This is a genomic window from Lentibacillus persicus (assembly GCF_900112705.1).
GTDB lineage: Bacteria > Bacillota > Bacilli > Bacillales > Amphibacillaceae > Lentibacillus > Lentibacillus persicus.
Genome location: NZ_FOMR01000006.1, coordinates 139,736 through 165,949 on the forward strand (window position 1 = coordinate 139,736; position 26,214 = coordinate 165,949).

The window sequence follows — 26,214 nt, forward strand, 5'->3', positions numbered from 1 at the left end:
CTCCCTTACTTTCGTTTAGCAGATGACGCAAGCCCCAGAGTTTGCCTGTATTTCATGACGGTCCTGCGGGCAACCCTGATGCCAAACTCCTGTTTGAGTCGATTCGTGATCATTTGGTCTGATAACGGGTTTTCTTTATTTTCATTTTGGATTAATTCAGCAATTAATTGTTTAATGACAAATGAAGCTGTTTGTTCACCATCATTTTGCCGGACACCTGGCTGCAGGAAAAACTTCAAAGGAATAATTCCCGCTTTTGTCTGAACGTATTTATGCGTAATAGCACGACTGACAGTTGAAATATGCATGTCCAACTCGGCCGCAATTTCTTTTAATGTCAACGGCTGCAGCATAAAAGTACCGTGTTCAAAATACATCCGCTGTTTTTCCACAATCACCCTGATTACCCTCTCAAGTGTATTACCTCTAAACTTAATCGCCTGCTTCAGCCAGTTAACCTGATTGAATTTTTCTTTTAAATAATCTGCAGCCTCTTTTTCTTCAATTTGAAGATTTTTATAGGATTCATTAATCTCAATTGTCGGCGAATGCCATTTATAAAATGAAATCTGCCAGCTGCCATTTTGTTCATAAATATAGGCTTCAGGAATAATATATTCGGTTTTTTTTGAAGACAAAAGCTGTCCCGGCTTAGGATGACACGATTGAATCCGGTTCAGTAATTCTTCCGCTTTATCTTCTGTCAGATTAAAATGTTCACTGATTTCCTGAAGGTTCTCATCCGCCACCCACTCCAAATAATCGGTCAGCAACGCCTCTAAAACATCTTTTGAATCCGGCATCTGTAGCTGAATACATTCTTTTAGCGAACGGGCACCAATTCCGGCGGGCTCCAGCTGCTGAATAAGCTCAAGTGCTTCTTCTGCTTGTCTGTCGGTGATAAGACATTTTTCCACCCATAATGCGATATCGATATCCAGATAGCCGTCTTCGTTAAGCGAATCAATTCCGAACTCGACAGCTTGCTTTAATTCATGGGGAACCTCGATGGCGTATAGCTGACTTTTCAATTGATCGTACATTGTCAGTTCGGCCTGGTTAATTTCCCCGATTGCGGTATCGTTGGTATTTGTTTGCTTGAACTGACTGATTTCATAATCAAAATTGACATCTTCTATTAAGGGATTTTCTTTGGAAACTTCCTTGATGTATTCAATTATTTCCATACCCGAAAACTGCAATAAATGAATAGCCTGGATAAGTGACTGATTCATTTTCATTTGCAACGTCTGTTCCTGGACAATTGACGGCTTCATTATAATCCCCCTGACCTTTCTACTTTCATTTTGCCATAAAACGGACAAAAACTCATCTTAATCCATCTGTTTTCGTGACATATGTCACATCTTTCAATCACTGTCGGTTATACAATTAAATCAAACGACTAAAGCTGGTGATTAATATGCCATGGGAACTGCGTCAGGCACTTTTAATTGTGCACATTTTGCTGGCTATTACATGGGTCGGAGGAATCCTTTTTATCGGCTGGGGCGTTTATCCTGCTTTAAGAAAAATGACGTTTCTCCAGCAGCGGCAAATCTTGCTTGCGCTTATGCAGTGGTCGCACAAATTTCTGACTGGAGCAGGTGCGGGCGTCATTCTTACCGGAATATTACTCGGTACGGTGTTCGGACCTATTAGCCAATGGGGTGATATCGTGGATACACGTTACGGCAATATTTGGTTTACAGCTCTTGTGATTGGCAGCATAACACTTCTTTGGGGAATTTTTGTCGGGTTTAAACAATCAATTAAAGTGTTCGGGAATACCCGGCTGTGGCAGCAAGCAGATCATGGAAACAAACAGCCGCTGTTTAAAGCACTCATTAAAATTGCTTTGTTGGAATCCGTGGAAGTTGCCGGGTTCGCAGCCCTTATTATGCTTATGGTTTTATTGTAGATTATTTTTTTGCAAGGCAAACCCCGGTTTTAATCAAAATCAACAAGGAGGCTGAAAGCGATGTCACATTTCGCAGCAGATACTCATAAAGAAACGATTTACTACTATCGTGCTTCATGGATTCAATTATTTCGTCCAATGACGCTTACCGGTACAATCACACCTATTTTGACAGGAACAGGAATGGCCGCTTTTCAGGGGGGCGTTCGTTTTAATATATTTGCAGCTATGCTGATTGCAGCATTGTTCGTTCAATCTGCCACAAACTTATTTAACGATTACTATGATTTTAAGCACGGTCAGGATCAGGGCAAATGGACGAGCGACCCGCTTGACGCCCATGGCCCTGCACATCACATTGTTCCATATATCGCTGCATCATTGCTCAGTGTTGCCGTAATAATTGGTGCATGGCTCGCTGTCCAAAGCACATGGTGGATTGTCCCGGCAGGCGTCGCCGGCATTCTCTTCGGGTATCTGTACTCCGCCGGGCCAAGGCCTTTATGTTCGATCGGCCTCGGTGAAACAGTTGCATTTACGTTTCTGGGCCCTGTTGTTACGGTATTAAGTTATGTCGTTCAGGGAAACGCTTTAGACATGACAATACTTGCTGTTTCGGTTCCATTTGCACTAATTATTGCATCAATGATTTTGACAAATAACATACGGGATATAAAAAAAGATCACTTCTTTCGTCAGACACTCGCCACATTGCTCGGCCGTAAAAATGCTATTATTTTATTGAGCACGCTTTTGACATTGGCTTATTTAACAGTCGTCAGCCTTGTTTTTGGTGAAATTTTACCATTAGCTTCTTTAATCGTATTGCTTGCAGTTCCAGTGGCAGGAAGACTTCAATGGTCATTCAGAAAACCCGCATCACGAACTGAAGAGCTTGGCGGTATGAAATGGGCTGCCTGGCACCATTGGGCATTCGGTCTCCTTTTAGCACTGAGTGTGTGGCTGTAAACGCTTCAATCAATGGGGATTCTTGCCCCATTGATTGAATGGCTCCAGGTTGATGTCAGGTTTTTCATCCATTGCAAGCTTTGCGAGCTGAACACCAACATACGGGCCGCTTGTTAAGCCTGAGGCGCCTAATCCATTTGCCATTAATACATTTGAAAAGCCAGGCACCGACCCAATAGCAGGCAAAGACCCCGGTGTAAATGGACGAAAGCCTACCTTAGTCCTCAAATAAGAGGCTTCTGCCAAACCCGGCGCAACATGCAAGGCTTTAGCCATCAGTTCGTGCACAGCCCCAATCGTCGTTTGTGAATCAAACGTTTCCGTGTTTTCCTTTGTTGCCCCAACTACAACGTTTCCCGTACCAAACCCAAGGATATAATGATTAAATGGCGGTAACATGACAGGCCAGCTGCTCGTGTCTGAACCCGGCGTTTGCAGATGGATAATCTGAGCTTTCTCAAACGTCACGTTTGTATTTATTCCCACAGGCGCAAATAAAGCGTTCATCCAAGCGCCATTCGTTGCAATGATTTGGTCAGCATAGTAAGATTCATTATTGACTTTCACACCTTTTATCTCTTCGTCCTTCAATAAAAGTGACGCGTCCCCATTGATAAAGTCAGCCCCATTTTTCAATGCTGCTTTCCAAAGCGCATCATTCAAAGCCGCACCGTTCACCCGCGCAGCTCCTGAAATATGAAGCGCACGATACGCTTCTGAGACAGGAGGAAAGAGTCGTTGCGTTTGTTCAGGTGACAAACGTGTGATCTCGCCCATTTCCGGGTTTTCTTTCTGTCGCTCAAGAGCCACTCCCATCTTCCGGTCCAATTTTTCCTCAGTATCAAAAATATTTATCGCACCGACTTGATTGTAACCTGTTTCCGTTTCGGCATCCGTGGCAAGCTCTGCAATGAGCTCAGGGTAATATTTAGCGCCACTGGTCACAAGCTGATACCACGCCTTATTACGCCGCGTCGTCAGCCAAGGGCAAATAATCCCCGCCGCATTTCGTGTTGCCTGACCAGGTTCATAACGGTCAATTAATATGACTTTCTCACCTTTTTTAGCCAGGTAATAGGCAGTCGACGCACCTAATATCCCTGCTCCAATAATAATATGCTTCATTTTTCAAACACCTTTACTGATTTAGTCTTAACTTGCCGATATATCTGTACGCTGGAAAACCGTGAAATAATACATATTAAATAAGTTTTAATTATGGAATGAAAAGAGTTATACTTGACAGAACTGAAATTGCAAACATTAAACTATTAGCCTAAAAGGGTAAGGTAACTACCCTTATTCCAAAAGCTATTATAACGATTTTAGTAACTAATTCCAGGTGGTTATAGTGATAAATATTATAAAAAAAGGTGAATGGGCAGAGCTCCTCATTCCCCCAAAATGGAACACATATACAATTGAAAGTTTGCTGCAAAAGAATTGGCAAGTGCCAAAAAAACTTCGTCATGAGCTTCGGATGAGAAAAGGAATTAAATTAAATGGCGACATCGTGCCTTGGGATTCTAAGCTCATTTCCGGCCAAAAACTTCAGGTGCATATGTTCCCTAAGGAAGATTATGGCTTAAATCCTACTTTTTTAGATGTAGACATTCTTTATGAAGATAACCATATCTTAATTGCAAATAAAATAGCAGGTATGGATACGCACCCCAACACTCCTGATGAGGTAAACACATTAGCTAATGGGGTGGCTTTTCATTTACTTACTGAAGGAATTGAGACAAAACCTCGGCATATCCACCGTTTAGACCATAATACAACCGGGGCCGTTATCTTTGCCAAACATGCTCTAGCCAGTAGTATGATGTCCAGATTATTGGAGAAACGAAAAATTCAACGGACTTATTTAGCACTTGTGCATGGTAAGCTAAAATACAGCAAAGGAACAATTAATAAACCCATTGGTCGGGATCGTCATCATCAAACACGGCGACACATATCTAAATCAGGACAAAGTGCAAGAACAAATTATGAAACATTATTTTATAATCCGAAAGACAATACATCATTAGTCAAATTAGAGCTAGACACCGGGAGGACCCATCAAATTCGTGTACACATGAGTTATATGGGGAACCCGCTTCTTGGAGATACACTTTATGGAGGCGAAGAAAATAAACGTCAAGTGCTGCATGCGGCCAAAATTTCCATGGTTCATCCACTAACAGAAGAATACATTGAATGTATCGCGCCGTTTAACGATGACCCTCCCCTTTTTAACTATGATTTAACAAGGTTGTACTATTAATGAGAATAGCTTAATTTAACTATTTAAGGTTCGTTGAATAAACGCCAGTGAGACTGGTGAGACGTTTCTAAAAATTTCGATTAAATCAACCTAAGATAATAAATATCCCTTCATTTCTTTCATAAAACAAAAAAAGACACGAATGGTCATTCGCTTTAGTTAGCTAAAGGTGACCAATTCGTGATTTTGCTTGAAAGTAGCGCGCTCGGAGGGACTCGAACCCCCGACTCCTGGTACCGGAAACCAGTGCTCTATCCGGCTGAGCTACGAGCGCAATTAGTAATATTTAATTCAGCAACATTAAATATTATAATACCTGTGCCAGAAATAGACAAGTCTTTTAATAGAAATTATAAGGAGACATTATTTTCTGACTAAATCTGCCTAAAGTCATAAAAAAACAAAGCTGGGCATTCAGCTCTGTTTTTTATACCTTCATAGTTAATTTTTCATTTTCGGATCGAGGGCATCACGCAGGCCGTCTCCGATTAAGTTGAATCCCAAAACGACAAGCATTATACAAACGCCCGGAGCGATCAATGTCCATGGCGCCAGCTGTATGAAATCTCGCGAGGAGGCAAGCATTTCCCCCCACTCGGGGGTCGGCGGCTGTGCACCAAGTCCGAGAAAGCCTAACGCTGCTGCATCCAATATAGCTGTGCCAAATCCAAGTGTAGCTTGTACGATAATTGGCGCCAAGCTATTCGGTAAAATATGATGTAATATTATGCGTCCGTTTTTCATGCCTTGTGCTTTCGCAGCTAAAATGTATTCTTCTTCACGTAAACTGATAACTTTTGACCTGACAAGCCGCCCGAATATCGGGATATTGATAACCGCAATTGCAATTAACGCATTTTGCAGCGAAGCACCGAGAATGGCAACAATGGCAATAGCCAGTAGTATACTGGGAAAAGCAAGCAAAATGTCAAAAACGCGTGAAATGAGCATATCAACCCAACGTCCAAAATAACCTGCAATAATTCCAAGTATCGTGCCAAACACTAACGCGCCGATAACCGCGAAAAAGCCAACCTGAAGCGAAATCCTGGCGCCGTATGCCAGTCTCGTAAAAATATCACGTCCGACATCGTCAGTTCCGAGCCAGTGTTCTGCTGAAGGTGGCTGCAACCGGTCAACGAGTACCTGGTCATCATAACCATAGGATGTCAATAACGGTGCAAATATACCAACTACTATAAATATAATAATGATGATTAAACCCGCAAGTGCAAAACGATTCTTCCGTAATTGTCTGAAGGAATCCTTCCAAGGTGATGTTTCAGGTATAATTTCTCTATCTGCTTGTTGATTTGCCTTTGCGGGATCCGTTATATTTTCCTCTGATTGTTTGTCTTTATGATCTATCCTCATACGAATCCCCCTAATATTTGATTCTTGGATCGATGTATGAATACAACAAATCAACAACTAAGTTGATAATGACAAATAGAAACGCAACCACGAGTATACCTGATTGTATAACTGGATAATCCCTATAATTGATTGCTTCATAGACATACCTGCCCAGACCAGGCCAACTAAAAATCGTTTCGGTCAAGATAGCACCGCCAAGCAATACGCCGGTCTGAAGCCCAATAACTGTTAAAACGGGTATGATGGCATTTTTCAATGCATGTTTATAAATAACAAGGAACTGTCCCGATCCTTTCGCGCGAACGGTTCGGATATAGTCTGAGTTCATAACCTCAAGCATACTGGAGCGAGTCATACGGGCAATAATGGCCATCGGAATCGTTCCAAGCGCAATACTGGGCAAAACTAAATGTTTCAATACTTGAATCGTTCTGGAAAAGTCCATATGGAGCAACGTATCAAGAACATAAAAGTATGTAATCGGCTCTATCGGATCCCTGCTGTTTTCACGTCCGTAAGCCGGCAGCCAGCCAAGTTCCTGAGCAAACATCCACTGTTCCATTAAAGCCAGCCAGAAAATCGGCATCGATACGCCTACCAATGCAAAAAACATTGCGAGGTAATCAAACCATGAATTCTGTTTCCAGGCACTAATAATGCCTGCATTCACGCCGATAAAGATTGCAAAAAGCATCGCAAAAAACGTAAGTTCAAATGTTGCTGCCAGCCGTGGTAAGATTTCGGCTGAAATTTCGGCTTTGGATCTAAGTGATGTTCCCAAGTCTCCCTGAAGCAAGTCCATAACATAGACACCGTATTGTATTGGGTATGGTTCATTCAGCCCCATGCTTTGTTCAAGGTCCTGAATCGCCGTTTCAGTAGCCGTTTCACCTAATATCACCTGAGCAGGGTTGCCAGGGATTAAATGAACGATTGAAAATGTAATCAATGTCATGCCTACAAGCACAGGTATGAGCATTAATAATCGTCGCATGGTGTAGGCAAACAATGTATTTCACCTCATTTTTTCAAAGGATGTTGAATACTGTGCATTTAAATGGGATTGTTTATGAAATTGATGAAACAAAGGATGGGACGAAAAAGACGAACTTAATCGTAAGGATAGGAATGTACCCCTCAGGAAATAGACTTTGCCCTCCTTGGGACAGCTGGTGAACACCATTGCGCATAAGCATCCCGGTGTTTCACCAAGCCGTACTGTCCGCAGAAGTTTGTGTAATTCTTTCCTTCGCTATCACTTATCATTGTTCGTCTTTAACGTCGATAGGTCTGATTTGTCCCAGCCTTTTTTGCTTTTAATTTTGCAATTCAACTTCAGCAAGTGACTCACTTGTTGAAGGGTGTGGTACGTAATTTTCCACATAGCCTGCTGCAGCAAGAACAGGGGTGGAGTGAACAAGGTTTACCGTAGGTGCATCTTCATGAATCAGCGCCTGTGCTTCTTTATAGAACGCTGCACGCTCTTCCTGATCAATCGAAGTTTTAGCATTGTTAAGCAGTTCATCAACATCGTCATTTTCGTAAAATGTTCGGTTACTGCTCCCGACATTATCGCCATGCAAGAGACTGCTTAAGAAATAGTCTGGATCCCCGTTTGTCCCGGACCAGCCAAGCATGAACAATTCCTGCTCCCCTTCAAGCGTTTTTTCCAGATAAGGTGCCCATTCTTCACGAACAATTGAAACCTCGATACCGATTTCTGCCAGATTATTCTGGACGATCTCAGCGACTGTTTCCGGGTCCGGCATATATGGTCTCGCGACAGGCATTGTCCACAATTCGATTTCCAGACCATCTTCATAGCCTGCTTCAGCTAACAGTTCCTCTGCCTTTGCTGGATCATATGCATATGGTTCAATCTCATCGTTATAACCCATGTAACTCGGCGGCAGCATGTTCTTAGCCGGGTTGGCATAACCCGCATACATCGCTTCGGCAATCGCGTCACGGTCGATAGCATGATTAATCGCCTGACGAACTTCTACCTGGTCCAATGGCTCTTTTTGTGTATTCATACCTACATATCCAACATTATTTTCAGCTCGCGTGTACAAGTCCAACGCTTGCTCATTATCGATACTTGCAGCGTCATCAGGGTTTAAACCATCCATAATGTCAATCTCTCCTGACTGCAGTGCAATTAACCTGGCTGCGTTATCCGGGATAACTTCAAATACGACTTGCTCCATGTTTGGCAGGCCGTCTTTTCGATAATCTTCAAATTTATTAAGAACAATCGAGTCATCTTTTGACCAACTTTCAAACTCAAATGGTCCTGTGCCAACTGGGTTTTCATTTATCTCTGGTCCATATTCTTCAAGTGCTGCCGGTGATGTTATTGCAAAATAGGTCATTGCCATGTTTTGAAGGAAATAGCCTAAAGGCCGCTTTAAGCTAAACTCGATTTCATGATCATTCACCACTTTAATTTCCTCGATTACATGACTATCGTCACCTTTGTAACCGCCGAACATGGTGCCATACATCGAATAAACATAGCCCTCTTCCTCAAATGCATATTCATGGTCCGGGTCTGCCCAGCGTTCAAAATTCGTTTTTACGGCTTCAGCATTGAAGTCAGTCCCATCATGGAATGTCACACCCTCCTCCAGAAAGAATGTATAGCTCAGACCATCGTCAGAAACTTCCCAGTCACTTGCCAGTCCTGGGACCACTTCAAAAGATTCCTTATCGAAATCAAGCAAACTTTCCAAAACCTGTTTTGTTACTCTGGATGATTCACCATCCGTTGTACTTCCGGGGTCAAGACTTTCAGAATCACCACCACGTGCAAAAACGAGAACTTCCTCACCATCACTGTCACTGGCAGCATCCGTTTCGGCAGATTCACCACTGTCTCCCTCACTTTCACCCGTTGCATCAGTTTCTTCATCACCGCTGCACGCTGCAAATAGCAATGTCGTCATCAACAGCAACACCATTACTGACCAAAATCTAAATCGCATGGTTTAACCCCCTGTATATAATTTAATTTATCTATTATGAATGCACCGCATCTTGATATAGATGGCAGGCAACATAATGATCTGTTTCAACTTCCCGAAATTCAGGTCTCACTTCACGGCAAATATCCATGACATAAGGGCACCTTGTATGAAAAGCACATCCTGACGGTGGCTCTGAAGGACTAGGAACATCACCTTTTAATATAATTCTGTCGCGCTGATAATCCGGGTCGGGTTCCGGTACGGCTGACAGTAACGCCTGCGTGTAAGGATGCTTTGGATGATTATATAATTCGTTTTTACCGGCAAGCTCCGCCATTCGCCCCAAATACATAACACCCACTCTGTCACTGATATGTTTGACAACACTGAGATCATGGGCAATAAATACATAAGTTAAATTAAATTGATCGCGCAAATCACTCATCAAGTTAAGAATTTGGGCTTGTACCGATACATCCAAAGCAGAAACCGGTTCGTCACATATGATTAATTTAGGATTATTTGCCAATGCCCGGGCTATCCCGATACGCTGTCGTTGTCCTCCACTGAATTGATGCGGGTAACGAGAAGCGTGGTATGAACTTAATCCGACCACCTCGAGCAATTCTCTTACACGCTCTTTTCGGTCTTCAGTCGAATTCATTCCATGAACGAGCAACGGTTCCCCTACAATTTTTTCAACGGTGTGTCTTGGATTAAGCGATGCGTAGGGGTCCTGAAAAATAATCTGCATATGTCGGCGAAGTTTTCGCATTTCTTCGCCGCTGAGACTGGTGATTTCCTGATCCTCAAATTTTACTTCACCTGCAGTTGGTTCACTCAGGCGCAGAATCGATTTACCCGTAGTGGATTTCCCACAGCCGGATTCGCCGACAAGCCCAAGAATTTCACCCTCCTTTACTGAAAAAGAAATATCATCAACCGCTTTCACCTCACCGACTTTTCGCCCAAAGACACCTCCCTTAACCGGAAAATATTTTTTTAGACCTTTAACTTCCAAAAGTAGATTCTGCATTTTCTGCTGCATCCCCTTCCTTATTGTCGTATAAGAAACAGCGGCTGGTTCGTTTTTCCCCCACGTTATAGAGTTCAGGTTTCTCTTTGAAACAACGCGCAAAAGCGTATTCACAGCGCGGAGCGAATTGACACCCGACGTTTCCCATACCGGGTTTTGGGACCGTACCAGGGATCGAATAAAGCTTCTGATCTTCGCCATGCAACTTTGGAAGTGAACGAATTAGACCTTTTGTGTACGGATGCTGCGGGTCCTTCAAAATTTCACGTACACTTCCTTCCTCGACAACCTCACCGGCGTACATAACAATGACGCGGTCACAAAGCTCGGCAACAACCCCCAAGTCGTGTGTAATCAATAATATAGCTGTATCTCGCTCTTTATTAAGATCTCGCATAATATCCAGTATTTGAGCCTGAATTGTTACATCCAATGCCGTTGTTGGCTCGTCCGCAATTAGAATATCAGGGTCACATGACACAGACATTGCAATCATGACCCTCTGTCGCATGCCGCCCGATAACTGGTGAGGATATTCATCAATGATTGCTTCAGCACGCGGAATACCGACAAGTTTTAATAAATCGACGGACTCCTGCCTGGCTTCTTTTTTACTTAATTTCCGGTGAAACCGAATTGCCTCAATAAGCTGGTTGCCAATCGTAAACAGCGGATTAAGCGAAGTCATCGGTTCCTGGAAAATCATCCCGATTTCGTTGCCGCGAATCTGTTTCATACGTTTTGGAGAAGCATTCACAATATTTTCGCCCTTAAATTTTATGTAACCGCTAACAATTTTTCCGGGAGGATTCGGCACCAACTGCATAACAGACAGCGAGGTAACACTTTTACCACAACCGGATTCCCCTACAATTCCAACAATTTCGCCGTTGTCCAGGGTGAAGCTGACACCATTCACTGCGGGGATTTCACCGTTATCCGTAAAAAAGTGAGTATGTAAATCATGCAGTTCCAAGAGTGATTCTTTTGACAAATTTTTTCCTCCTACAAAATCAATGTAATATTGATAATATTATAATAATTCATTCAATATAACAGATATAAATTACAATTAACATATTATAACGAATTGTTTACGATTGCAAGGTAAATTACTATAATTCTGATTTTTAGTACATCAGGTATGTAGAATCTGTAGATTATAATTGGATTTATTCTAAAGGGTTTTATTCCCCTCTTTTTAAGGGTATGATGGTAGATGATTACTTAAGAATAACGCACGTCACTCATTTCGAACTGACCTAAGCAATGAATAGTTTTATTTGACCTTTTTTGACCAATCCGTTATGATAAAAATATCCAATCATATAATGGAGAATTTGAAACGAAATAAGGAGGATGTAAACACATGAACCTGATACCAACAGTCATAGAACAAACAAACCGTGGCGAACGCGCATACGATATTTACTCACGCTTGCTGAAAGACCGCATTATCATGCTCGGAAGCGGGGTTGATGACAACGTGGCAAACTCAATCGTAGCACAGCTTCTTTTCCTTGAAGCCGAAGATCCGGATAAGGACATTTCATTGTACATTAACTCCCCTGGTGGTTCGATAACAGCCGGGATGGCGATTTATGATACGATGCAGTTCATAAAACCGAATGTTTCAACTATCTGCACCGGCATGGCTGCATCAATGGGCGCATTCCTGCTCGCCGCCGGTGAAAAAGGCAAACGCTATGCACTTCCTAACAGTGAAGTCATGATTCACCAGCCATTAGGCGGAACGCAGGGACAAGCAACTGACATTGAAATCCATGCAAGACGTATTATCGAAATGCGTGAGAAAATCAACAAAATCTTGTCTGAGCGCACAGGCCAGCCACAAGAAGTAATCGATCGTGATACTGATCGTGATAACTTTATGTCTGCTGAAAAATCAGTCGAATATGGTCTGATCGATAAAATCCTTGAGCGCAACACTGACCGAAAATAAAATGTTAATAAAGAATGCTGCATCACGCGTGATGCAGCATTCTTATTTATATATGCAAAATATTAACTCTATATAATCCATTATCGCGTGACAAACGCTGATAATTCTTTCAGCGCTTCTTCTTCATCATTGCCGTCAGCGATTAACTTAATTGTCTCCCCCGGTGAGACAGCAATACTCATCAGCCCCATAATGCTTTTGGCGTTAACACGCTTCCCCTCTTTCTCAAGAAACACATGCGCCGTAAACGCATTGGCTTCCTGTACGAATTGAGCTGCCGGCCGTGATTGTAAACCTGATTCGAGCTCAACCTTTACCATTTTCTCCAACAACCATCTCATCCTCTCTTATTGAAACCGTTTTCAAATAATTCTTAAAAACTAAGGATTTCGTTAGTAAAACGTGAAACCCGTAAGACAGGGAAAAGTACCGCTCCCCTGTTTTTATAAAGGCAACATTAACCGTTAATCTGCTATGCTGCCACTATTCCATAGTTTAATACTACTAGTATATCATATAACTTACCAGAGAAGTAAATTTATTCACTTTTTGTAACAACCCTGTCCTCACGCAGTTTTTCAGCAAATTCATCTATTTTCTTCAATCGATGATTAACACCTGATTTAGAAATTTTCCCGCTGGTGACCAGTTCACCTAATTCTTTCAGTGAAATATCCTGATGCTGAACCCTGAGCGTGGCAATTTCTCTTAACTTTTCAGGGAGTGCTTCCAATCCAACCGTTTCGGATATAAAATTGATATTTTCAATTTGACGAAACGCTGCACCGATTGTTTTGTTTAAATTAGCTGTTTCACAGTTGACCAGCCGATTGACTGAATTGCGCATGTCCCGCACAATCCTGACATCTTCAAATTTGAACAAAGCATTGTGGGCGCCAATAATACTTAAAAAATCGGTAATTTTCTCCGCTTCCTTTAAATAAACAATAAATCCTTTTTTCCGCTCGAGCTCCCGTGCCCCCAGTTCATATTCATTCATCAATTCACACAAGGAGTCGTTATGTTCGTCATAAGAATTGAATATTTCCAAATGATAGGATGATGTTTCAGGATTATTTATCGAACCGCCTGCCAAAAAAGCCCCTCTGAGATATGACCGCTTACAACAGTCTTTTTCTTTATATTTTTGCGGGACCGTTTTAAAAAACGTATAATCACCCTGCAGAATGCCTAATTCGGTCAACAATTGCCGGACATATTCTTTCATGCGAACAATATATACATTATTTTTTTTCAGCTTCATTTTTTTTCGTACTAGAAGTTCTACCGGAATATCATATAATGACTTGATTAACGTATAGATTCGTCGGGCAATGGCAGCATTTTCTGTTTGCACATCCAACGTGTATTTATTGCCGGACATGGAAACAACGCCATTCATCCGTATTAATGCAGCCAATTCAGCATATTTACAGCAAGAATCCAGTTCGACGCCTGTTAATTCTTTTTTAATTTCAGCTGCAAACGACATCGCTGACACCTCCCTGTTTTACTATCATGTAAACCCCGTTTCTGTTCAACTGGCACTTAGCAATGTTCCTCGCTATGTGTTATCCAGCATGGAATAAAGCAATTTTGCTATTTTTTTCGTATTATGACGCAGTGTCGTACGCCTGGGGTCAATAATATCACTTTCAATAATTTCCAGTCCCATATCAAGCAGGCGTTCCGTATCGTAAATAACCGGCTCAGCGTTTTCCTCGGCGTACACTTCACGAACCTGTTTACGTATTGGTTCATTATGCACGATTATTGAATCGATGCAATCAGGTCCAATATGATCACGTATTGCCTTTACATGATCTGAAGCGGTAAACCCTGTCGTCTCACCTGCCTGCGTCATCACGTTACAGACGTATACGACGTTTGCCTTTGTGTTACTGAGTGCGACATCAATTTGTGGAATAATTAAGTTTGGTAAGATACTTGTATATAGACTGCCCGGCGACACAACCACTAAATCAGCTTTTTCAATGGCCTCCACTGCATTCGGAAGTGGCTGAATCGGCTGCGGGCTCAAAAACACACGTTCAATCTTTTTATTGGCAAGCGGGATACTCGATTCACCCGATACAATTGTTCCATCTTCCATTTTTGCCTTTAAGGACATATCATCATTTGATATAGGAAAAATCTCGCCTTTGACATTTAAAACACGTGATATTTCCTTGATTCCGGTAAAGAAGTTGCCTGTCACAGATGTCATGGCTGCAAGCAGCAAATTCCCCATTGAGTGACCCGATAAGCCATTGCCGACTTTAAACCTGTGCTGAAATAGTTCAAGAAGCATAGGTTCGGCATCTGATAAGGCGGCAATAACATTACGTATATCTCCGGGAGCCGGCATGGCCATTTCATTTCTTAGCCGTCCTGTGCTTCCTCCGTCATCAGCTACAGTTACGAGAGCAGTCAAGTCTATCGGTAAATCCTTCAGCCCGCGCAATAAGACCGGCATGCCCGTTCCGCCGCCGATCACGACAACATTCGGTTGCTTTTTACTGTTGTTCATATTAATGTCCCTTTCTTTTGTCAATATCACGGTGACTGACATGGGTAATATGATTTGCAGACAGTTGTTTGGCAAAGTATTCGGCAAGTGCCACTGAACGGTGTTGGCCGCCCGTACATCCAATGCCGATAACAAGCTGTGATTTGCCTTCTTTTTTATACTGGGGCAGCATAAACTGCAGCAAATCCAACACCTTTTCGTTGAACTTCTGTGTATCAGACCATTTGAAAACGTATGATGAAACCTCGGAATTCAAACCGGTCAGCGGCTGCATATGCGGGACATAGTGCGGATTAGGCAAAAACCTCACATCGAACAACAAGTCAGCGTCGATCGGGATACCGTATTTATAACCAAAGGAGACCATGTGAACTGAAAAAATATCCTGTTTATTTTCAGTATAAGCTTTAATAATTTTTTCTCTTAATTCCTTTGGCTTTAATACCGTTGTATCAATAATTCGTTGTGCCCTGCCTCTTAGTTCATCGAGAATTTTCCGTTCCTGCTGAATACCCTCAAGCGGTAATCCTTCCGGCGCTAGTGGGTGCGATCGGCGCGTTTCTTTGTACCTCGTTACAAGTGATTCATCTTGAGCATCCAAAAAAAGAATATGCTCATTCAGCCATTCTTCTTCCCCTAAGATATCAAGCGCTTCAAATAGGGAATCAAAAAACTCGCGTCCGCGCAGATCCATGACGAGTGCTACATTTTTAATATTGTTCGTTGAATCCTTCATCAACTCAAGGAATTTTGGCAGCAACGCAGGCGGCAGATTATCAACACAGTAATAACCAAGATCTTCAAAGCTCTGCACAGCTACTGTTTTCCCCGCTCCTGACATCCCTGTAATAACAACTAGTTTTGTTTCCTGTTCACTTTCGCCCATTTACAATTCTCCTCTTTAAGGACTGGAAGGGTCAAGCCTCCAGTCGATCAAATCAAAGTCTTCCGTATATTGGAAGGAGCCGTACAGCATTTTTTCGGAACCTAAGACATGCTCAAAAATTTTCCGGTCACCCTCAGCCATCGGCAATTCACCGATAATATACTGCGGCACCCATTCCAAATCGCCTTCCCGGCAGTAGTCTGTTAACTCACCCTTATATTTCTCACAGAAAAAGGTGAACATCATCCACTCTTGCACGAGTTTTGCTTCATGAAAAATCGAAAAAGTGAAGACACCGGCCAGTTCAGGCTGAATCAATTGCAGTTCGGTTTCTTCATGATATTCACGGAGTACTGATTCTTTTATCGATTCGCCATCTTCCATTTTGCCGCCAGGGCTTGCATACCATCCACGGCGCGGCTTTTTCAGCAATAAAACTTTATCGTTATGTAATAATATGCAATTTGTTACACGCTGCATTCCTAAGTCACTTCTTTCCTTTAATCCGAATCCAAAAGAAGATAAAGCTATTACTATTATACACCCAACCCAGCAGAAGCAACAACCATACAAACTTCAGCCTGTTCGACAGAATTGGACAAGATCCTTGAAGCAATTAAAACAAAAAAAAGAGCAGGTGAATAAATCACCTGCAAAAAACTAATTTATTATTAAAAGGGGGTCAATTAGTTATTTTCATTGTACCCGATAAATGTTTCGTGCGTGTTACAGCAACGTTAAAAAGTCGTTACTTTCTGATTAAAGTATCTTTTTAGAAAGTAATACCATTTTCAGAAAACATTTTGTTACTGTTTCGCTGTGTTTAATTCTTCCTTCAAATTCTCAATATACTTCTGTGAAGCCTCGGCGGCGATACTTCCGTCGCCTGTTGCTGTCACAATTTGTCGAAGCGACTTCTCACGAATATCCCCTGCTGCGAAAATACCGGAAATCGATGTTTCCATATTTTCATTAGTCGGTATATAGCCTTCATCATTGGTAATGCCTAATGATTTAAACGGTTCGCTCAGCGGTACCATTCCAATATAAATAAACACACCATCGACCGGATAGTCGTATTCCTCTCCTGTCTGGTTGTTATAAAGCGAAACAGCATTTACTTTTCCGTCCGGACCATTGATTGTTTTTGCTTCGGTGTCCCAGATGAAATCAATTTTATCATTTTTAAAAGCACGGTCCTGCAATATCTTCTGCGCACGCAAGTTATCCCGGCGGTGCACAATGGTAACTTTATCAGCAAAACGTGTTAAATACATGCCTTCTTCAACCGCAGAGTCTCCTCCGCCTATAACAGCGAGATTCTTTTCTTTGAAAAAGGCTCCATCACAAACAGCGCAATATGAAACACCGCGACCTCCAAGTTCGTCTTCACCGGGAACGCCCAGTTTTTTGTATTGCGCACCAGTTGTAATGATAAGAGCGCGTGTATTATATTGTTTTTTTCCGGCAATTACCGTTTTATACTCACCGTGATCTTCTACTTCTTTAATATCACCATACGCATACTCAGCGCCAAACTTTTTGGCATGCTCAAACATTTTATTTGATAAATCCGGTCCTAAAATGTGCTCGTAACCAGGATAGTTTTCAACATCTTCGGTATTAGCAACCTGCCCGCCGGGAATGCCGCGTTCAATCATTAACGTGTCCATATTAGCACGTGATGCATAAACTGCTGCAGTCATGCCGGCAGGTCCCGCACCTGCAATAATCACATCATACATACGTTCTTCGGCCATGTTATCAGCCCTTTCCTTCACAATTAATCCTCAATCCATATTTATCGTATTAAAGGTTCACTGTTTAGTCTACCTTTCTGCTCACCGAAAATACAGCCATTATTGTCTTTTCCACGGTCCCTCTTCTTCTGCGAGTTGTGGATGTCTTTTGCACCCTTCTTTCCATAACGCAAGCGCTTTTGAAGGCTCACCAAGTTGAAAAGCCGTTATACTGTACCATTTAAAATAAGTTTTATGGTTTTTCAACTTCCATTTTGCCAATTGTTTAAACCTCGCGTGCGCCCATTTGAAGGCACCTGTTCTTGCAAATGTTACAGCTATCCGTAATTTTTGCTGTTCATGCATCGGGTATACATTGCTCAATGCATTTATATGCCGTTCATAATCCTTTATCCTTCCTGACTCATAATAAAACATAGTGAGGTTTGTATGACTGTTTAAAGAATCGGGTTCTTCCGCCAAGGTTTCAAGCTCCATATTGATCGCATCCCTGGTATGTCCGGAAAAAAACAAAGCGTATGTATAATCATGCTTAATGGATTTATGCTCGGGAAATAGCACCAGCATTTCTTCAAGCAGCGGGATTGCTTTACGCCACTCGCTGTCTTCCATATGTCGAAAAATTGTTTCCTGATAAATGAGCAACTCATCTTCTTCATCAAATTGCCAATCATTACTTCCTTCTTCTTCATCAATATGCATTAAATCCATCAAATGTTCGGCATCCGAACGAAAATCCCCACCAGCTGAATGATCGAGGTAAATCTTTGCATATTTTTTCGCTTCATTCAATAATCCTAAATGCGCGTAATTATTTGCCAGCAAATAATAGCAATCTGTATACTGTTCGTTTGTTGCCTCCAGCACATCATTCAGAAGCTGATTTGCGGCATGGTAAGCACCGATCTCTGTATAAACGATTGACATTTGACATTGATACAGCGGATTTTTGGGTTCAGCTTCAATCGCTTTGCGCAGCCATTTTATTGCAGTTTCAAATTTATCTTTCTGAAAAGCTTCGGCACCTTTCGTAAAATAAAAATCGCCGTCCGGGATAAAGGGGATTATTTTCTCATCAAGCCGTTGGACCCCATTGTCTAATTGCTGCATACAGTCATCACCTTTATTGTCGAATTACATCGACCAAAGTATAACACAGATGCATTGCAATTAATATATGTATGCAATACGAAAAGGCGTTTTACTGTTTTTAACCTTTCAAAGGATTGGACTTCTGATTCTTCTGTTGATATTCTGATTCTTCTGTTGATATTCTGATTCTTCTGTTGATATTCTGATTCTTCTGTTGATATTCTGATTCTTCTGTTGATATTCTGATTCTTCTGTTGATAATGGGGCACAATAGTATTGTGCCTCCATCATCAACTAAAAACAGACGCAAGGGCCTCTTTCATCCCTTGCGTCTTATCAATTTATCGGGTTTACAGCTTCATAAAGCAATTGCTCCATTTCCTCACTGTACGCTTCTTTCTGTCTATGGCTCCATTGCAATTCGTCAGCCATATAGTCGATCACCCTATTTTTATACACCCTGACAAAATCAATGTCGAAAAACAACGCACCGGTCCGCCGCACAAAGAAATCGGCCGGTTTATAAGTCATTTCATGGTCTATTGCGTATCTCAGCTCGGCGAAAACAATTGGTTCAATACCAGCTTTATCTGCTGCGGTTCTCGTTTCCTGAAACAATGTAAAAATCCGGTTGACGTTGGCGCCGTATTTCTGAATCAGAAAATGTGCCGTTTCTTCCGTTATACCTAAAGCAGCAGCTTCCTTGACCTTCTCTTCCTTAAATGCCTGAAAACCTTCTGAACCGCCCACTTCACCGCCTGATATCGGCAAATGTGCTGTCTCGGAACTCGTATACAAAATGCCTTCTTCATCTTTGAGCTGCGCAACAATGGTATCAACCGTATCTTCTGCCATCTTGCGGTAGCCTGTCAATTTACCGCCGGCCATCGAAATCAAACCTGAATTCGAGATGAACATTTCATCTTTACGCGAAATTTCGTCCGGATCATCTTCATCCTCATCGGCAATTAACGGCCGCAAGCCTGCATAGCTTGAATCCACATCGTCTGTGGTTAAACGAAGGGAAGGGAATGTTCCGTTGACAGCATCCAGCAAATAATCCCGGTCGGCTTCAGACATGTGCGGATACGCAATATCGCCTTGATAATTTGTATCCGTTGTGCCGACATACGTCTTCTTATTTCGCGGAATGGCAAAAATCATCCGGCCGTCCGGCGCATCAAAATAAATTGCCTGCTGCAGGGGGAACCGGTCTTGATCAAATACCAGATGAACCCCTTTGGTCAGATGGAGTGATTTCCCTTGCCTGGACCCATCTATTTCGCGGAGATCGTCAACCCACGGCCCGCCAGCATTGACAATCTTTTTCGCATAGACATGATGCTGCTGACCGGTTATCTGATCTTCCACAACAGCGCCTGCCACTTTACCAGCATCATAAAGGAAATCAACCACCTTTGCATAATTAATCGCATGGGCGCCGTGCTCAACCGCTTTTTTCATGACTTCAATCGTCAAGCGGGCGTCATCCGTTTTGTATTCCACATAATAGCCGGCGCCTTTTAAATCGTCTGCCTTTAAGAGCGGCTCTTTCTTCACTGCTTCCTGAGCCCCTAACATTTTACGACGCTCATCCTTTTTGACACGGGCCAGAAAATCATACAGCCGCAGCCCGATACGGCTTGTGAACGGGCCGAATGTACCATCTTTGTAAAACGGCAGCATCATCCATTCAGGGGTGGTGACATGCGGCCCGTTCTCATAGACGATGGCACGTTCTCTGCCTACTTCGGCCACCATCTTTACTTCAAATTGTTTTAAATAGCGTAAACCGCCATGCACCAGTTTGGTTGAACGGCTGGACGTTCCCGCCGCAAAATCCTGCATCTCCACCACAGCTGTATTCATGCCCCGGCTGGCAGCATCGAGTGTGATACCGGCACCGGTGATCCCGCCGCCAATGACAAGGACATCAAGCTGCTCGGTCTCAATCTGCTGGAATATCTGGTCGCGCTGCTGACTTGAAAATACTGACATATCGATTCACTCTCCCGATCACTGTGAAAACCGGCTCGCTGGTGCAAACGCTCGAGCCGGTCTCAAAATTTTACGATTGCTTATTTAAACACACGTGCCGCTGCCACCGCTTTTTGCCAGCCGGCATATAACGCGTCGCGTTTAGTTTGGTCCATTCCGGGTTCAAATGTCCGGTCGTTTCGCCATTGTTCGGTAATCTCATGTTTATCGTTCCAATAACCGACCGCAAGCCCCGCCAAATAGGCAGCGCCCAGCGCGGTCGTCTCCTGTACAACAGGGCGTTCAACAGAGACCCCGATGATATCGCTTTGAAACTGCATGAGAAAATCATTTTTCACAGCGCCGCCATCGACACGCATCGTCTTCAAATCAATGCCTGAGTCTTCAATCATCGCATCCAAAACATCTTTGGACTGATACGCCAGCGACTCAAGGGTTGCGCGCACCATATGAGCACGTGTCGTACCGCGCGTAATCCCGAAAAACGCACCGCGCACATCACTGTCCCAGTACGGCGTTCCGAGGCCGACAAACGCCGGCACCATGTAAACGCCGTCCGTGGAATCGACACGTGAGGCGTAGCTTTCACTTTGCGGTGCATTGTCAACGAGTTTCAAACCGTCACGAAGCCACTGGATGGCCGACCCCGAGACAAAAATACTGCCTTCAAGGGCATATTCCACTTTGCCGTCGATGCCCCATGCCAACGTTGTCAAGAGGCCGTGCTCGGATTTAACGCCTTCGTCTCCCGTATTCATCAGCATGAAGTTGCCGGTGCCATACGTATTTTTGGCCATCCCTTTTTCAAAGCATGCCTGACCGAATAATGCTGCCTGTTGATCACCGGCAATCCCGGCAATCGGTATTTCATGGCCGTAGAAATGGTAATCAACGGTGTGTGCATAAACCTCAGAGGATTCTCTAACCTCCGGCAGCATACTTTTCGGCACATCCAAAATATCAAGCAGCTCATCATCCCATTGCAGCTCATAAATATTAAACATCAGCGTCCGGGAAGCATTCGAATAATCGGTCACATGCGTCTTGCCGCCCGAAAGTTTATACACAAGCCACGTATCCATTGTGCCAAACAGCAAGTCACCATTATCAGCTTTTTCACGGGCGCCGTCAACGTTATCTAGAATCCACTTCACTTTAGTCCCGGAAAAATAGGCATCGATCAGCAGCCCCGTTTTATCACGGATCACTTTTTCATAACCCTGGTCAGTCAGTTCCTTGCATATACCGTCCGTTTGACGTGACTGCCATACGATCGCTTTATAGACCGGTTTGCCGGTATGTTTGTCCCAAATCACGGTCGTTTCCCGCTGATTGGTAATCCCGATGCCGGCAATTTGTGACGGATCTGCATCTGCTTTGCGCAGCACGTCTGATATGCAGGACAGCACCGATGTCCAGATTTCATTCGCATCATGTTCCACCCAGCCCGGATGCTGAAAAAATTGTTCGAACTCACGTTGAGCCGTTTGCACAATTTCACCATTGTGGTTGAATAAGATCGCCCGTGAGCTTGTTGTGCCTTGGTCTAAGGAAAGAATATATGTTTCACTCATCATCTTCGCCTCCTTTTTATCCAATCATATGGGCTATAACATTCAATTCCCTGTACAATTTAATTTATTCATGAAACCAAAAAACGCGGCGTCCTGAAAAGTGACTGCTGCCGCGTTTTTAACTCAGCTGCATGTGATCATATACCAGTGCAGCCCAGTTTTTCGATTCGTGTTGTATAATCTGCACTTCCTGAGATTAATTAACCCATCGAATGCTCCTCGATTAAATCTTGCTTCATTTTCCATAAATCATAGCTCAAATCCACATAATAGGTTTGGGGATTAAGCAGTCTTAGCGTTTCTTCCCAGATAAAGGAAAGCTGCTGTTCATGATAGCGGTGAATTTCCTCCAGTTCCGGCAATTCGTATACTTGGCTGCCATTTACAAAGATTGGCTGCAACAACTCAACCGCTTCATAATTGTTCACATACTTAAATTTTTGCGGAAAAAACGGATCGAACATTTTCAAAGGCTTGTCATTCACCGTTTCATGTTCAAATGCAATATAGTCCCCTTCTGACTTATTCGTCTTTCGGTTAATTATCCGGTATACTTTTTTAAGGCCGGGGGTTGTCACTTTCTCTAAATCATCTGAAAGCTTGATGACGGGTATCAGTCCACTTTCATCTTCTCTGGCAACAAGCTTGTAGACCCCGCCAAGCGAGGGTTTTTTGCCGCCTGTAATCAATTTCGTTCCAACACCCCAGGAATCAATTTTAGCTCCTTGCAGTTTTAAATGTATGATGACTTCTTCATCGAGATCATTTGAAGCCATGATTTCAACATGTTCCATTCCTGCTTCGTCAAGCATCTTCCTGCCTTCGATGGACAACCTGGCCAAGTCACCGCTGTCAAGACGTATCCCTTTCAGTTTTTTCCCTTTGGCTTCGAGCATTTTTCCTGTTTTAATTGCATTGGGGATCCCTGATCTCAGCGTGTCATACGTATCGACAAGCAAAACGGCTTGATCAGGCAATGCTTCAGCGAACTTCATAAACGCTTCTTCTTCACTGTCATGATCCTGAATCCAGGCATGCGCATGCGTCCCCCTTGCAGGAATATTAAAGATTTTACCGGCTCGTGTGTTAGACGTTCCATGGAACCCGGCAATATATGCAGCGCGTGCCCCCCATACAGCAGCATCCGCTTCCTGTGCGCGGCGCGTACCAAACTCGAGCAGCGTGTCATTATTGACGACCTGCTTAATCCGGCTGGCTTTTGTTGCAATCAAACTCTGATAGTTCAAAACGTTCAAAATGGTGGTCTCGATCAGCTGGGCTTCGAAAATTCGAGCATCAACCCGAATAATCGGCTCGTTCGGAAAAACAATTTCACCTTCCCGCATCGCATAAATGTTGCCTGTAAAGGAAAATTGCCGCAACTCTTCCAGGAACGCCTCTTCATAATTCTCTTCCTGCTGTCTTAAGAAATCAATATCGTCTTCTGTGAACTTAAGATTATTAATATAGTCCACAATACGCTCAAGTCCTGCAAAAACGGTATAGCCATTCCGGAAAGGATTTTTTCGGATATAGGCATCGAAAACAGCCCGTCTGTTATGCGAGTTGTTTTTCCAATGCGCATACATCATGTTTATTTGATACTTATCTGTGTGCAATGTCAAATTTTCGTATTCCATCGTTCTCCTCCATTACGTCGATTAACCTTCAGCATTAAATCGAGGCTAGCTTTAGTTTCTATTATAAATGAAAAACGCTTACATTAAAACTAATGAACCTTGCCGGTATAACCTGTCCCCATTAGTCTTCTTTCGCTCTCGCGCGTTTCGCCATTTCTTCCTTTGTGTAAATCAACTGCATTGGATTTCCCCCTACGAACGCACCCGGCGGCACATCCTGATTAACAAGAGTGGCGGATGAAATGATAGCACCATCACCAATTGACACACCTGGAAGGATTGTTGTATTGGCCCCTATCATAACATCATTTCCAATCGTAACCTCGCCGATCCGATACTCTTTAATTAAGTACTCATGGGCCAAAATAGTGGTATTGTAGCCAATCACACTATTTGAGCCCACTGAAATTTTTTCGGGAAACATGATATCAGGCATTACCATCAACGCAAATGACGTTTTATCACCGACTTTCATACGCAAAAATGTGCGATAAAGCCAATTTTTCACATTCAAAAAGGGTGTATACCGTCCCATTTGTATAAAAATGAAATTCTTCATAACTTTCCAGAATGGGACTGTTTTATAGATCTTCCATAATGAATTAGCATCTTCAACGTGATACCGGTCAGTTTTCCGCATTGATTACACTCCCGCAATCCCCAACAAATCATGCATATCATCCAACATATAGGATGGTTTGTAGGTCAGTAACGTTTCCTTGCCTTTCAACGACCAGGCAACACCTGCCGTTTTAACGCCTGCATTGTGGCCCGCTTCAATATCATGGGAATTATCGCCAACCATCAGTGTTGTTTCCGGACTGGCGCCTAATGACGTCATCGCTTTTACAACCGGCTCAGGATGCGGCTTGGCATAAGTTACATCATCCAACGTCACAATCGTGTCAAAATAGTTATTAAGACCGGTCGTCTGCAGTCCCATTTCCACTGTTCCACGCATCTTCGTTGTAACGACACCGAGTTGAATGTTTCTGTTCAGCAATTCCTTGAGTGTGCTGCTGACGTTTGGAAATGCTGTTACATAATCATCATGGTTTGTGACATTGTGTTGACGGTACGTTTCAATCATATCATCCGCCATTTCCGGATCGGCTATTGATAAGCTTTCCTTTAGTGGCGGTCCGATAAATTCGATGGCTTGTTCGCGGGTAATATGCTTGCCATATTGGTTAAAAGTGTGTATAAATGATGCAATAATTAATTCATTCGTATCGATTAATGTGCCATCAAGATCAAATAGAATGGTATGAATGTTCATGTGCTGTTTCCTTCCTTTTATTTTTTTCCACTCGTCTCCAGACAAACGCCACAGCCATCGTCAATAGAATAGCTGTAATCAAACGTATCGCTAATAATGGCAAAACCGGAATTCCAAGCGGAACGAAAACAAGCGTATCTTCCACAACCGCATGGCATGATACTAAAAAGATCAGTGCAAGATACATATCCCTTTTTGATACCCCGTCCTCTTCAACCGCCTGAATCATAAGACCCGCTCCATAAGCGAGCCCAATCGTCAGCCCTGCTACAAGCGTCATTGACGTGTTTTTCTCCATTCCAAGCAATCGGGTAAATGGCCCCATCTTATCCGAAATAGATGAAAGCCAGCCATTCTCACGGAAAAATTGCATGACGATCATCAATGGTATGACAATAAGCGCCAGCTGGGCGCTCGCTACCAGCGCTGTCTGCAACCCATGCAGCAAGATTTCATTCCACCCGTGCAATACGGTTTCTGATGAGGAAAGGAAGCCATACTGCGCTGGCTCACTCCCCCCGTGCCACAACAAATTAATGACAACCGCTGATATAAGAGCCAGTGAGATTCGAATGCCTGAGATAAGCCACCAGCTTACGCCAACTTTTGATGCAACCGCTGATTCAATAAACAAGTTATGGGAAAAGGATAGCATAACAGCTAAGATAAAAACCTCTTTTACCGTAAAGTCGAATGACACGATTGCACCAATCGCCGCATATAAATTTAATGCATTGCCAAGAACTAGCGGGACGGCCGCCTCACCGGACAAGCCCAGCATTTTCATAAAAGGCGCAATCTGTTCTATTACCCAGGGCAAAATCGGTGTATACTGCAAAATGGTTACAATCAAGGTGATTGGAAAAATAACTTTCCCCAATGTCCACGTTACTTGGATCCCTTGTTGCAATCCACGGTATAAAATGCCTTTCAATTTAGCCATCCCTC

The 26,214-nt window shown here is 43.0% G+C and carries 24 protein-coding genes and 1 tRNA gene; 4 read left to right on the plus strand and 21 right to left on the minus strand.

The genetic code is table 11. The features are described 5' to 3' along the window. Window positions 1-5: 5 nt before the first annotated feature. Complete coding sequence (gene rpoN, locus BMZ22_RS09610) at window positions 6-1,277, minus strand: RNA polymerase factor sigma-54 (RefSeq protein ID WP_090084879.1); 1,272 nt, start codon at window positions 1,275-1,277, stop codon at window positions 6-8. A gap of 146 nt (window positions 1,278-1,423) precedes the next feature. On the opposite strand from rpoN, the gene BMZ22_RS09615 reads away from it, so the two are divergent. Both BMZ22_RS09615 and BMZ22_RS09620 read left to right on the plus strand, forming a co-directional pair. Beyond that, window positions 1,424-1,921 carry a V-type ATP synthase subunit I domain-containing protein gene (locus tag BMZ22_RS09615; protein WP_090084882.1) on the plus strand — a complete coding sequence of 166 codons (498 nt, stop codon included), beginning with the start codon at window positions 1,424-1,426 and terminating at the stop codon, window positions 1,919-1,921. Between the two features lie 60 nt (window positions 1,922-1,981). After that, window positions 1,982-2,890 carry a prenyltransferase gene (locus tag BMZ22_RS09620; protein WP_090084885.1) on the plus strand — a complete coding sequence of 303 codons (909 nt, stop codon included), beginning with the start codon at window positions 1,982-1,984 and terminating at the stop codon, window positions 2,888-2,890. Window positions 2,891-2,899: 9 nt separating this feature from the next. Here BMZ22_RS09620 and BMZ22_RS09625 read toward each other — a convergent pair whose 3' ends face one another. Next, window positions 2,900-4,015, minus strand: a complete 1,116-nt coding sequence (locus tag BMZ22_RS09625; protein WP_090084887.1) for an NAD(P)/FAD-dependent oxidoreductase — start codon at window positions 4,013-4,015, stop codon at window positions 2,900-2,902. A 229-nt stretch (window positions 4,016-4,244) separates the two neighbouring features. On the opposite strand from BMZ22_RS09625, the gene BMZ22_RS09630 reads away from it, so the two are divergent. Continuing rightward, a complete protein-coding gene (locus BMZ22_RS09630; protein ID WP_090085071.1) occupies window positions 4,245-5,162 on the plus strand; it encodes an RluA family pseudouridine synthase in 918 nt (305 codons plus the stop codon). A gap of 200 nt (window positions 5,163-5,362) precedes the next feature. Here the strand turns inward: BMZ22_RS09630 and BMZ22_RS09635 are convergent. The 6 genes from BMZ22_RS09635 to BMZ22_RS09660 all read right to left on the minus strand — a co-directional run bounded on the left by BMZ22_RS09635 (window position 5,363) and on the right by BMZ22_RS09660 (window position 11,538). Continuing rightward, window positions 5,363-5,436 (minus strand) — tRNA-Arg (locus BMZ22_RS09635). Between the two features lie 167 nt (window positions 5,437-5,603). Beyond that, window positions 5,604-6,536 carry an ABC transporter permease gene (locus BMZ22_RS09640; protein ID WP_090084889.1) on the minus strand — a complete coding sequence of 311 codons (933 nt, stop codon included), beginning with the start codon at window positions 6,534-6,536 and terminating at the stop codon, window positions 5,604-5,606. 10 nt (window positions 6,537-6,546) lie between these two features. After that, entirely contained in the window at window positions 6,547-7,548 is a 1,002-nt protein-coding gene (locus BMZ22_RS09645; protein ID WP_090084891.1) for an ABC transporter permease, read from the minus strand. 307 nt (window positions 7,549-7,855) lie between these two features. Next, window positions 7,856-9,526: an ABC transporter substrate-binding protein gene (locus BMZ22_RS09650; protein ID WP_090084893.1), complete on the minus strand. Its 1,671-nt coding sequence runs from the start codon at window positions 9,524-9,526 to the stop codon at window positions 7,856-7,858. 34 nt (window positions 9,527-9,560) lie between these two features. Then, window positions 9,561-10,544, minus strand: a complete 984-nt coding sequence (locus BMZ22_RS09655) for an ABC transporter ATP-binding protein (protein WP_090084895.1) — start codon at window positions 10,542-10,544, stop codon at window positions 9,561-9,563. Beyond that, entirely contained in the window at window positions 10,519-11,538 is a 1,020-nt protein-coding gene (locus BMZ22_RS09660; RefSeq protein WP_090084897.1) for an ABC transporter ATP-binding protein, read from the minus strand. Before BMZ22_RS09660 ends, BMZ22_RS09655 begins: the two co-directional genes overlap by 26 nt. A 375-nt stretch (window positions 11,539-11,913) precedes the next feature. Here BMZ22_RS09660 and clpP point away from each other — a divergent pair, with 375 nt between their 5' ends. Further along, window positions 11,914-12,507 (plus strand): ATP-dependent Clp endopeptidase proteolytic subunit ClpP, encoded by a 594-nt coding sequence (gene clpP / locus BMZ22_RS09665; protein WP_090084899.1) that lies wholly within the window; start codon window positions 11,914-11,916, stop codon window positions 12,505-12,507. An 80-nt stretch (window positions 12,508-12,587) separates the two neighbouring features. Here clpP and BMZ22_RS09670 read toward each other — a convergent pair whose 3' ends face one another. The 13 genes from BMZ22_RS09670 to BMZ22_RS09730 all read right to left on the minus strand — a co-directional run bounded on the left by BMZ22_RS09670 (window position 12,588) and on the right by BMZ22_RS09730 (window position 26,200). Further along, the gene (locus BMZ22_RS09670) at window positions 12,588-12,839 is read right to left on the minus strand and encodes an HPr family phosphocarrier protein (RefSeq protein WP_090084902.1); all 252 of its coding nucleotides are present in this window, start codon (window positions 12,837-12,839) and stop codon (window positions 12,588-12,590) included. Between the two features lie 206 nt (window positions 12,840-13,045). After that, window positions 13,046-13,999 (minus strand): DNA-binding protein WhiA, encoded by a 954-nt coding sequence (gene whiA, locus BMZ22_RS09675; protein ID WP_090084903.1) that lies wholly within the window; start codon window positions 13,997-13,999, stop codon window positions 13,046-13,048. 72 nt (window positions 14,000-14,071) lie between these two features. After that, window positions 14,072-15,037 (minus strand): gluconeogenesis factor YvcK family protein, encoded by a 966-nt coding sequence (locus BMZ22_RS09680; RefSeq protein ID WP_090084905.1) that lies wholly within the window; start codon window positions 15,035-15,037, stop codon window positions 14,072-14,074. A 1-nt stretch (window position 15,038) separates the two neighbouring features. Then, window positions 15,039-15,923 carry an RNase adapter RapZ gene (gene rapZ / locus BMZ22_RS09685; RefSeq protein WP_090084906.1) on the minus strand — a complete coding sequence of 295 codons (885 nt, stop codon included), beginning with the start codon at window positions 15,921-15,923 and terminating at the stop codon, window positions 15,039-15,041. Between the two features lie 15 nt (window positions 15,924-15,938). Further along, complete coding sequence (locus BMZ22_RS09690; RefSeq protein ID WP_090084908.1) at window positions 15,939-16,403, minus strand: NUDIX hydrolase; 465 nt, start codon at window positions 16,401-16,403, stop codon at window positions 15,939-15,941. A gap of 326 nt (window positions 16,404-16,729) precedes the next feature. Beyond that, entirely contained in the window at window positions 16,730-17,683 is a 954-nt protein-coding gene (gene trxB, locus BMZ22_RS09695) for a thioredoxin-disulfide reductase (protein WP_090085073.1), read from the minus strand. Window positions 17,684-17,782: 99 nt separating this feature from the next. Then, window positions 17,783-18,793, minus strand: a complete 1,011-nt coding sequence (locus BMZ22_RS09700) for a tetratricopeptide repeat protein (RefSeq protein ID WP_090084910.1) — start codon at window positions 18,791-18,793, stop codon at window positions 17,783-17,785. A gap of 318 nt (window positions 18,794-19,111) precedes the next feature. Next, window positions 19,112-20,773, minus strand: a complete 1,662-nt coding sequence (locus tag BMZ22_RS09705) for a glycerol-3-phosphate dehydrogenase/oxidase (RefSeq protein ID WP_090084913.1) — start codon at window positions 20,771-20,773, stop codon at window positions 19,112-19,114. Between the two features lie 80 nt (window positions 20,774-20,853). Beyond that, on the minus strand, window positions 20,854-22,347 hold the full coding sequence (gene glpK, locus BMZ22_RS09710) for a glycerol kinase GlpK (RefSeq protein ID WP_090084914.1): 1,494 nt from the start codon (window positions 22,345-22,347) through the stop codon (window positions 20,854-20,856). Window positions 22,348-22,547: 200 nt separating this feature from the next. Beyond that, window positions 22,548-23,987, minus strand: coding sequence for a nicotinate phosphoribosyltransferase (locus tag BMZ22_RS09715; RefSeq protein ID WP_090084916.1), 1,440 nt, complete (start codon window positions 23,985-23,987; stop codon window positions 22,548-22,550). A 121-nt stretch (window positions 23,988-24,108) separates the two neighbouring features. Next, the gene (locus BMZ22_RS09720; protein WP_090084917.1) at window positions 24,109-24,627 is read right to left on the minus strand and encodes an acyltransferase; all 519 of its coding nucleotides are present in this window, start codon (window positions 24,625-24,627) and stop codon (window positions 24,109-24,111) included. A 3-nt stretch (window positions 24,628-24,630) separates the two neighbouring features. Then, the gene (gene ppaX / locus BMZ22_RS09725) at window positions 24,631-25,266 is read right to left on the minus strand and encodes a pyrophosphatase PpaX (protein ID WP_090084928.1); all 636 of its coding nucleotides are present in this window, start codon (window positions 25,264-25,266) and stop codon (window positions 24,631-24,633) included. Next, window positions 25,241-26,200 (minus strand): nucleoside recognition domain-containing protein, encoded by a 960-nt coding sequence (locus tag BMZ22_RS09730; RefSeq protein WP_090084931.1) that lies wholly within the window; start codon window positions 26,198-26,200, stop codon window positions 25,241-25,243. The genes ppaX and BMZ22_RS09730 overlap by 26 nt, the downstream gene beginning before the upstream one ends. Window positions 26,201-26,214: the final 14 nt, after the last annotated feature.